Source organism: Butyricimonas sp. (assembly GCF_019423355.1).
Taxonomy (GTDB): Bacteria; Bacteroidota; Bacteroidia; order Bacteroidales; family Marinifilaceae; genus Butyricimonas; species Butyricimonas faecihominis.
This window is the reverse complement of sequence record NZ_JAHZBP010000012.1, coordinates 17,047-29,807: the sequence shown is the minus strand read 5'-3', so window position 1 is coordinate 29,807 and position 12,761 is coordinate 17,047. Positions and strand designations below refer to the sequence as shown.

The following is a 12,761-nucleotide window of genomic DNA, read 5'->3' as shown; positions in this document are numbered from 1 at the left end:
TGTGGTCATATGAAAGCGAAATATAAATTATTCATTGTTATCATGTTCATTGGGATAACAGTCGGTTGTGATGATTTCCTTGAACGTTCTTCTCAAAATTTAATTGTTCCGGAAACCGTGAAACATTATAAGGAGTTGTTACAAGGTGATGGTTATTTTAAGGATTTGTATGAAAAGACTAAATGGGTCTTATTTATGACTGATGATGCCGAATTTCAAGAAAGCTATTCTCGTTTCTCTGATTATTCGTTTACCTCTGATAATGTGACTCATTATGGAGATATTTATACTTGGCAATCTGAGATAGAGAATGACAATTTTACGGATGAGGCTTATCTTTATCTATATAAACAAGTGAAGCTTGCAAATCTTTGTCTTGAAGGAGCCATAAATGCGGAAGGTGAAAATGAGGATCGGGAAATTTTATTGGGACAATCCTATTTTACACGTGCTATGGCCTATTTTTATTTGGCGAATTTGTATGGACAAGCGTATAATGAAGCCCAACCGAGTGATATGTGTGTGCCTTTGGTATTAGAACCGGATATAACTATCGTTTCTCCTAGTAGGGCAACGATTTCTCAGATTTGGGGACAGATGACTTCAGATATAGAAAATGCGATTAAAAATTTGAAAGATAAATCAACAGGTGATTATTTTACCATTGGTTATGATGCTGTCCTTGCACTTGCTACTCGAATTTATTTGTTTATGGAAGATTGGGATAATGCCATAACGTATGGAGAGGAATTGGTGGGGCGTAAGCCAGAGTTGCAAGATATCACGAGCGAAACTAAAGCGACTAGTTCAACTTATGGTAGTACGGATAAAGCCGTGATTAATTTTTTCCGTGCGGATAATCCCGAGATTATTTGGAATTTTAATACCGCTCCGACATCTAATAGTACAGGTAAAACATTTTACGGGCTTTTTGCGAAGTATGGAGTATATACTGCCGGGTATTGGATTGCGACATCTTCACAATCTTTTTATCCGGGACAAAAAACACTTATCGAGATGTATGATACTGATGAGACGGCTAAAACGGGAGATCGACGCTTACTTTACTGGTTTATACCGCCAGTGAAAAAGACTTCGTCTTCTTATGCGGATAGTTATAATACGTATAAAACATTGAAATATGATCCACAGTATGATAAACAAAATATGTTAATGCAATGTTTTCGTACTGGTGAGGTGTATATCTCTTTAGCAGAAGCTTATGCTCGTCGAAATGCTGCGGGGGATAATGTGAAAGCTATCGGGTATTTGAATTCTTTGCGTGAGAAACGAATTAACCCTTATACGGCGTTAAGCTTGGGTGATTTTGTTTCTAATGATGCTCTTGTGCAATTCTGTTGGGACGAACGTCGTCGTGAATTGTGTTTTGAGGAATGCCATCGTTGGTGGGATATGCGGAGACAAGGACAAAAACAAGTGACTCATCGTTATAACTATGGAGGAACAAGTGGTGATGCCTTTGTTACGTTTACATTACAGGAAAAAGATCCCGCTTTTATATTAAATTTCCCAATTGTAGAACGTAATCAATCGCCTAATTTGGTCCCTAATTCCCGTCCTACTAGAAATGAAAATTAATGAATATTTAATAGGAAAGAGATGAAAACATTTAAATATATATTAGTGCTATGCATTATGGTGACGGCCATGGCCTGTGATCGTAGTGATGATTCGAATTTTGATGTTTTGCTTCCCGATAAACCTTCATTTGATGAATCGACAGTTTATGGGAAGCGGATGAAAGAGTTTTTTGATAAATATGGAATATGGTGTCAATATAATGTTCCTGCTAATGATTTGTTTTATACGTGGACCGGAAGTGAGAACTGGACATCAAGTGCTCTTGATTATGAATACGAGGAGGCTAATGCCGAATACATCGTTAAGGCTCTGGATTTCTTGGAGAATGAAGTGATGATAAATATGCCTGTTAGCATTCTTGATGAATATTTAGGATTATATATTGCTTTTGAAGGACGAGTGTTCCATTCTTGTGAGTTGGAGGATGGTCTGGATTATACTTCAAAAGAAGATTATCCCGGTATAGAAGAGGAATTTGAGGAGTCCGCTTATGGGTGGAACGGTAGCCGTTATTTGCTTTTAGCCCCTGTTGGTCCTGAATTTGATAAAACAGATAAAGAAACTTTAAAACGTGAATGGACGGCATTGATTTTTTATGAAGCATTGAAAAATTTACCGAATCCTGATGCTTTTGAAGATAAAAATAGTGATGCATGGGATGCTTTTGCTTATTTCTATTATGATTATCTTGTTGGTGATCATGAAGATGGTTGGGCTTATAATGATTATTTAGGTAAGTATCAAGGTCCTTATACAGATGGTCTTGTGAGTCCGGGACCAATTTCTTCTGCGACCTTAATGGATGGTTATGATGACGAAGAGAATGGAACAGGGTTTTATGCAATGATTTACAAGTGGTATGGTAAATCGAGTTGTCTGGATGCCTTTGCTGCTTACGTGGGGTATATTATGTACGCATCGGCGGAAGAAAAAGCCGAAATCCGTTCACAAAGTGATAATGTTCTGGTGAATGAAAGATTAGTTAAGGAATATTGTAAGAAACACTTGAATTGGGATATTCCAGAATTAGGAGAAAAATGATGAATTAATTTGATAAATTGTATAAACGTGAAAAAACTATTTATTTTATGCGTGAGCCTGTTTATAACAGGCCTCACGTACTCTCAGACAGTCTTTATGGAAAATGAATCGTGGGATGCCGTGAAGTCGAAGGCTGTAAAGGAGAATCGGATGATTTTTATGGATTGTTATACCTCTTGGTGTGGACCGTGTAAGGGATTAGCACAGAATGTATTTCCGCAACCGAAAGTTGGGGAATTCTTGAATTCTCATTTCGTGTGCTGTAAGTATGATATGGAAAAAGGGGAGGGAATCATGCTGTACAAAAAGTACAAGAATAACATACCGGGATTCCCGACGATGTTGGTGATTAATCCTGCTGATGAAAGTATCGTTCATAAGGTGGTCGGGTACACGGAACCGGATGCTCTTATTGCGGCTTTGCAGGATGGATTGGACGGGAAGACGTTGGCTGTATTCCAGAAACGGTATGATGCGGGAGAACGTTCGTTGGAGTTGATAAAAGATTATTGCAAGGCTCTTGACGTGGCGTATGATCAAGAGACGAAAGAAAAAGTAGTGAGGGGATATATCGAGTCTATGCCATTGGATTCATTGATGAATAAAGAGTTGTTTGAGATGTATCTGCCTTACATGGATGATGCTTATTCAGCACGGTATGAGTATGTTGTCAAGAACTTGGATAAGTATCAGTACCGGCTCAAAGTGAATCGCTATGATATAGAATCACGTTTGCAAAGGGCAATGTCGGATGCCGTTCGGGAGATCGTGAACATGACGCTTGCGAACACGAATGCTGACACGTTGGCCTTGATGAAGGCGAAGGAAGAAAAGTTGAAAAAGCTGTTGCAGGGTTCTGCGGTGAGAGGTTTCAGTGAAATGTATGCTAAGCTCGCCATTAATGATGTGCGGATGGAAGGGGATATTCTGGTTCTTGATGCGATCCTTGATGCGGATAAGGTATTGCTGGCCACGAGAGACGAGTATGTTTTCCGTCCGGCCATGTACAAGTATATGATTGAATATGCTGATGCTAAAACGCAGAAAGAGATTATCCGGAAATATCTGGCGCTTGTACAAAAGAAACAGGAGGTTGCGGACGAGAGAAGTAATGGTAAAGTGACTCTTTTCACGGAAAACGATTATGATATTTTGGCTATCGGGTACTATCGTTTGGGGGATAAGAAAAAGAGTGAAGAGTATGCGAAGAAATATGAGGAACGTTACAAGTTGCGAGTTGCGGATATAAAAGAGACGTTTAAAGATGAGAAGATGCAGGCCGAGGTTGATGCAGAATATCTCCGGAGAATGAATGAGTTCCATGCTAAAGTCGGCATGAAGTGATATGTTTCGTACGAAGAATGATAATGATGTCGTATTATAAAAATGGAAGTATGATGAAAAATGTGTGTTATGGGTTATGTGCCGTGCTTTTGTTCGTTATGGGATGTAACCGGGAAAAGACTTACACGATTTCGGGAACATGGGAGAACGGGAGTGGAAAGGTCGTGTATTTGAAAAAAGAACTCGGGGAGAAGCAGTTTCAGATCATGGATTCTGCTATCGTGAAAGATAATCAGTTTCAGATGACGGGGGCCATCCCGCAAGTGGATAAACATATACTGGCACTTGGAAAGGATGAACAAGAGGTTTTATTGGACGGGGAACCGATCGAGGTGGTTGCAACACAGATGACGAATAAAAATGGGGAGAAGATTGATGCTTACAAGGTAACCATCAAGGGAAGTCATGAACAGGAAATTTTCCGTACGGCCCGGGATCTTTCTTTGGGAAAAAGCATGATGGGATTGGCCGGAATGTTTGCGATGGTACAGGTAAAAGATGATTCCGTGAAACTGGATTCCACGTATAAAGCGGTGGAGATGATGAAGAAAGCGGTTGATGAAAGGATTAAGAATTTCGTGGATTCGAATAATAATAGTCTGGCGATCACGTATGTGATCGGGGACTTCATTGCTAGGGAATATCCTTTTGAAGACGTGGAGCGCTACTATAACAACCTGACCCCGGAAGTGAAAGCTTCCTATCCGGGACAGTTACTCAAGGAAAAAATGACAAGCTTACGCTCGATCAACGTGGGTGGCATTGCTCCCGATATTGATTTGGTGGCTCCGGATGGAAAACATGTTAAGTTATCTTCATTGAGAGGCAAGTACGTGTTACTGGATTTCTGGGCGTCTTGGTGTGGGCCGTGTTTGGCAGAGGTGCCGAATGTGAAAGCGGTTTATGAGCAATATAAGGACAAAGGGTTCGAGATATATGGTGTGTCGTTGGACGACAAGAAAGATGCGTGGGTGAATGCCATTGAAAAGCACGACCTACCTTGGATACACGTCTCTTCTTTAAAGGGATGGGAATGTCCGGTGGCGAAGATTTACAACGTGACGGGAATTCCGAAAATGTATTTGTTGGATAAAGAAGGTCGGATCGTGGCCATGGACTTGAGAGGAGAGGCATTGAAGGAAAAAGTGGCGTCTTTTTTTAATTGAAAAAGAGACTCTTCTTGTCAACCGTTTTGACTTTTTTAGTCTATAACAAGAAAAAGGTGTTTTATGAAACACGAATTATTTAAAACAGTATGTATGAAAAAATGGATGATTGTATTGTTGGCAATGATTATTGTCATGCCGTTGTCGTCAGATCTGTACGCGGCGAGTAAGAAGAAAAAGAAAAAAGGAACCGCCACGGCAACTCTGCCGACCCCTAAGAAAGTAAGTCCTTACGAGAAGTTATTGAAGGGGAAGAACGTGGAGACTTCAAAAAGTGATTTTATCACGTTGCATAAAGTAGGCAGTAAATTGTATTTCGAGATACCCTTGAAGTACATGGATCGTGAGATATTACTGGCGTCAACCGTGACGAACGTGACTTCTCCGGAATTTTGTGACATCGGTTACAAGGCGAATAATCCCTTGCATCTGAAATTCACGAAACGGGACAGTTCTATTTTCCTGCGTTACGTGTCAACGGGCGTGACGACCGATAATTTGCAGAAGGCGATGAATAACGTGTATGGTGACCCGATCCTGTATGCCTATGACGTCAAGGCGTATAACCCGGACAGTACGGCCGTGGTGATTGACATGACCACATTGTTCACTACGAACGTGAAAGATTTGAGTTTTTTTGCGGATGCCATGATGGGGGGAATGGTGAAAATCTCTTCTTCTTTTAAAAAAGAGGCATCTTATTTGGACGAGATCAAGGCTTTCGATGATAACTTGAGCGTGAAAACGGTGATGTCTTACGGGGTGTCGTTGAGCGTGATGGGTATGATGAAATTGATGGATGATTATCCTTTCACGGCCACGGTGACCCGTTCGATCTTGCTTTTGCCGGAAGATAAGATGATTCCCCGAATCTCAGATTCCCGCGTGGGGGTTTTCAACAGTACGAAAACCCGTCTTTCTATCACGAAGGAGGATGAAATCGGGAATTATTCCGTGGCTCATCGCTGGAGATTGGAACCGAAGGACGTGGAGGCTTACAAACGGGGCGAGCTGGTGGAGCCCGTGAAACAGATTGTGTTTTACGTGGATGACGCTTTCCCAGAATTGTGGAAAGAACCGATTCGTCAGGCGGTGACTACATGGAATGCCGCTTTTGAGAAAATCGGTTTTAAAAACGTGATGGTCGCGAAGGATTTCCCGAAGGATGATCCCGATTTTGACCCGGATAACTTGAAATATTCCTGTATTCGTTACGTGGCTAATTCCACGGCTAATGCAATGGGACCGTCTTGGACAGACCCGACGACGGGAGAGATTATTAATGCCTCCGTGTTGGTTTACGGTAATATCATCCAGTTGATCAACAACTGGCGTTTCGTGCAGACCGCCCAACTTGATCCTTCCGTGAGAGGCAAGAAATTGCCGGATGACGTGGTGAAAGCCTCTTTGATCTACGTGGTGGCACACGAAGTAGGGCATTGCTTGGGATTCATGCACAACATGGCCTCTTCGGCAGCCTTCCCGGTTGATTCGTTGCGTTCTGCATCGTTTACTCAAAAATACGGAACGACACCTTGTATCATGGATTACGCTCGTTTCAATTACGTGGCGCAACCCGGGGATAAGGGCGTGAAATTGACTCCCCCGAATTTGGGTGTTTATGACGAGTTCTTGATTAAATGGAATTATCAATATATTCCCGGAACGAGAGACGAGTGGGAGGAGCAACCTATCGTGGAACAATGGGTGGACGAACATGCGGGAGACCCGATTTATCGTTATGGTCGCCAACAGATACAGACTCGTTATGACCCGAGTGCTATCGAGGAAGACTTGGGTGATGACCCGATGAAAGCCAGCGAGTATGGTGTGAAGAATCTGAAGTATATTCTTTCCAACTTGCAAGGATGGATTAATGATGATCCGGATTATTCTCACCGTCAGGCCCTGTATGGTCAGATTATGACACAATATTATCGCTATCTGAGGAACGTGATGTATAATATCGGGGGAATCTATCTGACAGAAGTGAAAGAAGGTACTCCGGGTAAGCGTTATGAGGCTGTGCCGAAAGCTCGCCAGAAAGCATCGATGGCGTGGGTGTTGAAACAGTTTAAATCTATGGATTGGTTGAATAATGCGGAATTGAAGGCTCACTTCCCGTTAAGTGTTGACGGGAGTGCAATCGTTCGGAGTCGAGTGGCCGGGGATATTCAGGGATTGATCGGTAACGTGATTCTTTCTTCTCACGTGGCGTCCTCTCCTTACTCGATTAATGAGTTTATGACGGACCTGTATAATGGCACGTGGAGTAACTTGTTACAAGGGAAGGCATTGACAGAGGGAGACAAGATTTTGCAAAACACGATGGTGGATATGGTTTGTGCATCATTGAATGATGGTGGTGCCAAGAAAAGCGCCTCTCCTTTCGGTTTTGTACCTTCTGTTGACGAGATCGTGGCTTACGGGTTGGATGAGAGTGGTTTGATCAGTCGTTTTGCCGACCAGTTCCGTGCGGTTGATGAAGAATATGGCCGGGGATACGTGGCCTCAAATATGGTGGCCGATCAGTTCGGAACTCCCGGTTACGGTTGGCAGAGAACGGTTGCCACGACGGCAATTGACGATTCCAAGGCCTATTTGCAGGATATGGCCGTGAAATCCCGGAATTTATTAAGAAGTAAAATAGGAGGAATGTCCGGAAACGCGAAAGTACATTATCAGGCTCTTCTTATCAAATTAAACAACGCGTTGAAGGACAAACTATAGTGTATGTTTTCTAGTTTGTGTTCAGAGTATGACGTCTGAAATTAATCCGGGGCAGTTCGTTTATCGAGTTGCCCCTCTTCATGTGGAATAGAATCCTTTTGAAAGCTATTAATAATTTATTAAATTCGCGTTCGATTATAATTTAGATATATATATGAGCGACAATTCCCTATTAGAGAAATTAGAGACATTTTATATTCGTTTCCGTGAGATCGGGCAGTTGATAACCGACCCGGAGGTGATACAGGACATGAATCGTTTTGTGAAGTTGAATAAAGAGTATCGTGATCTGGAACAGATCGTGGAGGCGGGAGACGAGTTGAAACGTGCGGTGAGTTCTTACGATGAGGCACAGGAAATATTGAATACGGAGACCGATAAGGAGCTGAAAGAGATGGCCGAGATGGAGATCGAGGAGCTGGATGCCAAGATTCCCGAATTGGAGTCGAAGGTGAAGATGTTGTTGGTACCAGCTGATCCGGAGGATTCAAAGAACGTGATTCTTGAAATTCGTGCTGGAACCGGGGGGGACGAGGCTAGTCTTTTTGCAGGGGATTTGTTCCGTATGTATACGAAATTTTGTGAGTCCAAACGTTGGAAAATAGAAATAACCAATTACAGTGAAGGAACTTCCGGAGGATACAAGGAAATCGTGGCGAACATCACGGGTGACGGTGTTTACGGGATTATGAAATACGAGTCGGGAGTACATCGCGTACAGCGTGTTCCGGCAACGGAGACTCAAGGACGGGTTCATACCTCCGCGGCCACGGTGGCTGTACTGCCGGAGGCAGAAGAAGTGGATGTGGTATTAAATCCGGCGGATATTCGGAAAGATACCTATTGTTCTTCCGGTCCCGGGGGACAATCCGTGAACACGACGTATTCCGCTATCCGTTTGACACATATTCCCACGGGTATCGTGGTGACTTGTCAGGACGAGAAGTCGCAGTTGAAGAACTTGGCGAAGGCAATGACCGAGTTGCGCTCTCGTATTTACGCGATCGAGCATCAGAAATATTTAGACGAGATAGCTACAAAACGGAAAACAATGGTTTCCACAGGTGACCGTTCCGCCAAGATTCGTACTTACAATTATCCGCAAGGACGTGTGACTGATCATCGTATCAATCTGACACTTTATAATTTGGCTGCCGTTATGGATGGCGAGTTGGACGAGATTATCGAGAAATTGCAGATCGAGGAGAACACGGAAAAGTTGAAGGAAAGCGGATTTTAAAGATAAAAGTTAAAAACTAAAAGATAAAAGTTAGAAGGTATGACTTATAACGAGTTATTTGAACAGGTAAAAAAGAAAAAGTCCTTCCTTTGCGTGGGCTTGGATTCAGATATAAAGAAATTACCTCAACACCTGACGGGAGCGGAGGACCCCGTGTACGAGTTTAATAAAGCTATCGTGGATGCGACGGCCGACGTGGCAATTGCCTATAAACCTAATATCGCATTTTACGAGAGTAACGGGGTTTCCGGGTGGATCACGTTGGAGAAAACGGTGAAATACATCAAATCAAAATATCCCGAAATCTTCTTGATTGCCGATGCTAAACGCGGGGACATTGGAAATACATCCGAGATGTACGCCCGTGCTTTCTTGGAGACGATGGAATTTGATTCTATCACGGTGGCTCCTTACATGGGAGAGGATTCCGTGACCCCGTTTCTGAAATACGAGGGCAAATGGGTGATTCTATTAGCTTTGACTTCTAATAAAGGTGCTTTTGATTTTCAATTCTTTGAGGAGAATGGCGTGAAATTGTATGAACGGGTTTTGCGTAAATCTCAGGAGTGGGGAAATGACCAGAACATGATGTATGTCGTGGGTGCCACGAAAGCGGAAATGTTGAGCGGTATCCGTGAGATCGTCCCGAACCACTTCTTGCTGGTTCCGGGAGTGGGAGCGCAAGGCGGCAGTTTGGAAGAGGTCGCAAAATACGGTATGAACTCCCATTGTGGGTTGATCGTGAACTCTTCTCGCGGGATTATCTTTGCGGATAAGACCGAAAATTTTGCCGTGAGAGCGAGAGAAGAGGCCGTAAAGTTGCAACAACAGATGGCAGAATTGCTTGCTGCCAAAGGGGTGATTTAAGAGAAAAAGATTAAACTATATTCAAGAGGTGTGTTGCTTGGCGACGCACCTTTTTGATTTATAAAGAGGGTAATTTTATTATTGTAGAATGCTTGCTAAAATAGGTGGTAATTTGTAGAAAATATTTTCTATAATTAAGGTGTTAACAGATAGGTCTAATCCAAGGAAACACAGGAATGTATTAAAAACTCGTCTCGAAAAGAAAGGTCGTGAGTTGACTACAATTTGTAGTCAACTGAAATTGTCCTCGTCCGATTGTAAATATTTATAGAACGGATGTTGTTGATACAGAGTAATTATTTCGGTTAATACCATCTTTCGTTTTTCCCGTTGACGAGATCATCATGGACGATTGGGGGTATGTTGTTTAAGTGTGTTGATTACAAAATTTGCTCGCTCTTCTGGTGTCCCTTTAGGCACGATTACGGGCGAGTAATCAAGTTGTTGGTAGGTGACGAGCATAACATCGTAGGTTTCGACGGCTTCTTGGTAGGTTTGTTTGCGTTCGGAATCGGTTTCGTAGATCTCGGGCCAAGGGGGAAGGATGAATACTTGCGGATTGTAGCGGAAATCTTGAACGGCATGTTGGAGTTCGGGAGATGGGGATTGATGGGTAAGGTGTGCGTAAGCGAGGGTGTCGGGGATACCCCGGTCGAAGAAAAGAACAGATTCCTGTTTTTGGTGCTGTTCGAAGGATTCCACGGAGCGGGAAAACATGAGGTGGGTGTAAGCGGGTATATTTGCCCAAGGGAGGGCGTCTCCGTTTCGGGAGACTTGTTCCCGGATAATCTCCCGGGCTATTTCGGGAACATACGGGAAGCCTTGTTGGGCCAACGTTTCCAGTAAGGTCGTTTTGCCAACACCGGGTCCCCCGGTGATGACAAAGAAGTTCGGTTTATAAATCATGTTTACAAGTTTAGGGCGTGCCGGATGAAAACGGCCAGACCGTTATCTTCATCCGCGGGCATGTTGTCGAATTGATCCCGTAGAGGCTGTGCAGCATTGGACACGATAAACGGGTGACCGCAGCGTTTGAGAAAATCAAGGTCGTTATAATCATTCCCGAGTCCGGCACATTCATCGTAATGAATACCTAACTGATCAAGGAGTAACTGGCAAGACGTACCTTTATTGACATCGGGAGCGAAAACTTCGGTCCAGATGGCTTGGTTGTCGATGGGGGACGTGGAACGGATCACGGAATAGGTTGATAATTTTTGTTGAATATCACCGTGAAGTTGAAGTTGTTGTGCGTCTAGGATAACAAGAAATTGAGTGGCCCCGCCCTGTATCTCGTCGGTTGAAGAGATGGGAGTTCCCAAGCCGGGATAATTCTCGATACGGCGTCGGAAATCTTCGTGAAGAGAGGAGATATTTCGGTAATAAAAATGATGGTTGTCGGGAATTCTTTGCTGTATGGTAAAATTTATATCGTATTTCCAGAGGTGGGTAGCGATGTCCAGTGTTTCTTCGGCCGATAATTCCCGGGTGAGAAGAATCTCTTTGTTATCCCAGCGCATGATGCCGGCCCCGGAAGAAAATACCATGTAATCCACCGGAAGGCCTTCGGGTAGCGTGTTGTTGAGAGAGAACACGGAACGTCCCGTAGCGAGGATGCGAACCACGCCTTGTTGGCCCGCCTCTTCCAGTGCAACCCGGTTCTCCTCGCTTATCTGGTGCCAGTTGCGGGGAAGTGTGGTCCCGTCCAAATCAATGATGATAGCTTTAATCATGACTAATTAATTTCTTGATTTATGATTTTAGATTGAACTCCCTCCCCCTTTGGGTACTCCCTCTATAAACAGAGGGAGAGTTGGAATACTCACCGTCTTCGGGAAACATTTCATTCTAAATTCTAAACTTTAAATTCTAAACTTTTTCAATTGTCTCAACGAGTTCATACTTGTAATAAGGTAATGGTTCGTTGAGGTAGTGGAGTACTTTTTCTTGGTTCATGCCGTCAAGAGGATTGTGAGCGTAACCGAAGGTGGCTTTAATTCCCATATTGATAAAGTGTACGGCCCGGTCGAGGGCTTCCGGGAGACTGTCTCCGTTGAGCATACAGCCAGTGATCACGCTGGCGAAGGCATCGCCCGTGCCGGGATACGAGGCCGGGATATAATCACACAACACTCGCCAAGTTCGTTGATCCAATCGGTTGTAAGCGAGCGTGGCCACGTTCTCCGCGTTGCTTCCGGGGGCGGAGGTGATAATCACGTGTTCCGGGCCGAGTTCGCTCAGCTGTTTGCTCCATTGTATCGCGGTTTCCACGGAGATTTCCTGCCGCGGGTTGTAGCCTAGCAAAAAGGCGGCTTCCGTCAAGTTCGGGGTGATCACCTTTGCTTGGGAACATAGTTTACGCATCCCTTCCACCATGTCGGGTGTCATGCTGGAATATAATTCCCCGTGGTCTCCTAGTACGGGATCGACGAGAATGAAATTTTGGTCATTCTTGAAATGTTCGAAGAAATCACTGACGATGCCCATTTGTTTCACGGAAGCCAAGTACCCCGTGTAAATGGCGTCAAACTGGAGTTGCAGCTCTTTCCAGTGAGAGATGAAACTTTCCATGTAATCGGTCAGGTCCAACGAGCGGAAATCCTTGTATTCGCTATGAGCGGAGAGTATGGCGGTGGGAAGAGGGCAAACCTGAAATCCCATGTGTGTCAGTATGGGGATGGCCACGGTCAATGAAGCCCTTCCGTAGCCAGACAGGTCGTGAATGGCGGCAATTTTCTTCATGATTAATCGTTTTCTTTATCCCCCAAAGG

At 43.8% G+C, this 12,761-nt stretch carries 10 protein-coding genes; 7 read left to right on the top strand and 3 right to left on the bottom strand.

From position 1 onward, the window contains the following. The first annotated feature begins 9 nt into the window (after positions 1-9). The 7 genes from QVC79_RS15125 to pyrF all read left to right on the top strand — a co-directional run bounded on the left by QVC79_RS15125 (position 10) and on the right by pyrF (position 9,990). On the top strand, positions 10-1,599 hold the full coding sequence (locus QVC79_RS15125; RefSeq protein ID WP_270595552.1) for a RagB/SusD family nutrient uptake outer membrane protein: 1,590 nt from the start codon (positions 10-12) through the stop codon (positions 1,597-1,599). 45 nt (positions 1,600-1,644) lie between these two features. Continuing rightward, positions 1,645-2,643, top strand: a complete 999-nt coding sequence (locus QVC79_RS15120; protein WP_287642510.1) for a hypothetical protein — start codon at positions 1,645-1,647, stop codon at positions 2,641-2,643. Between the two features lie 27 nt (positions 2,644-2,670). Continuing rightward, the gene (locus tag QVC79_RS15115) at positions 2,671-3,987 is read left to right on the top strand and encodes a thioredoxin family protein (protein ID WP_270595554.1); all 1,317 of its coding nucleotides are present in this window, start codon (positions 2,671-2,673) and stop codon (positions 3,985-3,987) included. Between the two features lie 50 nt (positions 3,988-4,037). After that, on the top strand, positions 4,038-5,153 hold the full coding sequence (locus tag QVC79_RS15110) for a TlpA disulfide reductase family protein (protein WP_287642509.1): 1,116 nt from the start codon (positions 4,038-4,040) through the stop codon (positions 5,151-5,153). Between the two features lie 93 nt (positions 5,154-5,246). After that, positions 5,247-7,883 carry a zinc-dependent metalloprotease gene (locus QVC79_RS15105; protein WP_270595557.1) on the top strand — a complete coding sequence of 879 codons (2,637 nt, stop codon included), beginning with the start codon at positions 5,247-5,249 and terminating at the stop codon, positions 7,881-7,883. Between the two features lie 154 nt (positions 7,884-8,037). Beyond that, on the top strand, positions 8,038-9,123 hold the full coding sequence (gene prfA, locus QVC79_RS15100) for a peptide chain release factor 1 (RefSeq protein WP_270595558.1): 1,086 nt from the start codon (positions 8,038-8,040) through the stop codon (positions 9,121-9,123). A 39-nt stretch (positions 9,124-9,162) separates the two neighbouring features. Next, complete coding sequence (pyrF, locus tag QVC79_RS15095) at positions 9,163-9,990, top strand: orotidine-5'-phosphate decarboxylase (protein WP_270595559.1); 828 nt, start codon at positions 9,163-9,165, stop codon at positions 9,988-9,990. A 342-nt stretch (positions 9,991-10,332) separates the two neighbouring features. Here the strand turns inward: pyrF and QVC79_RS15090 are convergent, their stop codons facing one another. The 3 genes from QVC79_RS15090 to QVC79_RS15080 form a co-directional block, all read right to left on the bottom strand. Beyond that, complete coding sequence (locus QVC79_RS15090) at positions 10,333-10,896, bottom strand: AAA family ATPase (RefSeq protein ID WP_270595560.1); 564 nt, start codon at positions 10,894-10,896, stop codon at positions 10,333-10,335. Between the two features lie 2 nt (positions 10,897-10,898). Continuing rightward, positions 10,899-11,723 carry an HAD family hydrolase gene (locus tag QVC79_RS15085; protein ID WP_270595561.1) on the bottom strand — a complete coding sequence of 275 codons (825 nt, stop codon included), beginning with the start codon at positions 11,721-11,723 and terminating at the stop codon, positions 10,899-10,901. 136 nt (positions 11,724-11,859) lie between these two features. Further along, complete coding sequence (locus QVC79_RS15080; protein WP_270595562.1) at positions 11,860-12,732, bottom strand: pyridoxamine kinase; 873 nt, start codon at positions 12,730-12,732, stop codon at positions 11,860-11,862. Positions 12,733-12,761 lie beyond the last annotated feature (29 nt).

What these genes read in the sequence shown, in the direction of transcription:
- QVC79_RS15125 (WP_270595552.1), top strand. Translation starts at nt 10, where the DNA reads ATGAAAGCGAAATATAAATTATTCATTGTTATCATGTTCATTGGGATA.
- QVC79_RS15110 (WP_287642509.1), top strand. Translation starts at nt 4,038, where the DNA reads ATGATGAAAAATGTGTGTTATGGGTTATGTGCCGTGCTTTTGTTCGTT.
- QVC79_RS15105 (WP_270595557.1), top strand. Translation starts at nt 5,247, where the DNA reads ATGAAAAAATGGATGATTGTATTGTTGGCAATGATTATTGTCATGCCG.
- prfA (WP_270595558.1), top strand. Translation starts at nt 8,038, where the DNA reads ATGAGCGACAATTCCCTATTAGAGAAATTAGAGACATTTTATATTCGT.
- pyrF (WP_270595559.1), top strand. Translation starts at nt 9,163, where the DNA reads ATGACTTATAACGAGTTATTTGAACAGGTAAAAAAGAAAAAGTCCTTC.
- QVC79_RS15090 (WP_270595560.1), bottom strand. Translation starts at nt 10,896, where the DNA reads ATGATTTATAAACCGAACTTCTTTGTCATCACCGGGGGACCCGGTGTT.
- QVC79_RS15085 (WP_270595561.1), bottom strand. Translation starts at nt 11,723, where the DNA reads ATGATTAAAGCTATCATCATTGATTTGGACGGGACCACACTTCCCCGC.
- QVC79_RS15080 (WP_270595562.1), bottom strand. Translation starts at nt 12,732, where the DNA reads ATGAAGAAAATTGCCGCCATTCACGACCTGTCTGGCTACGGAAGGGCT.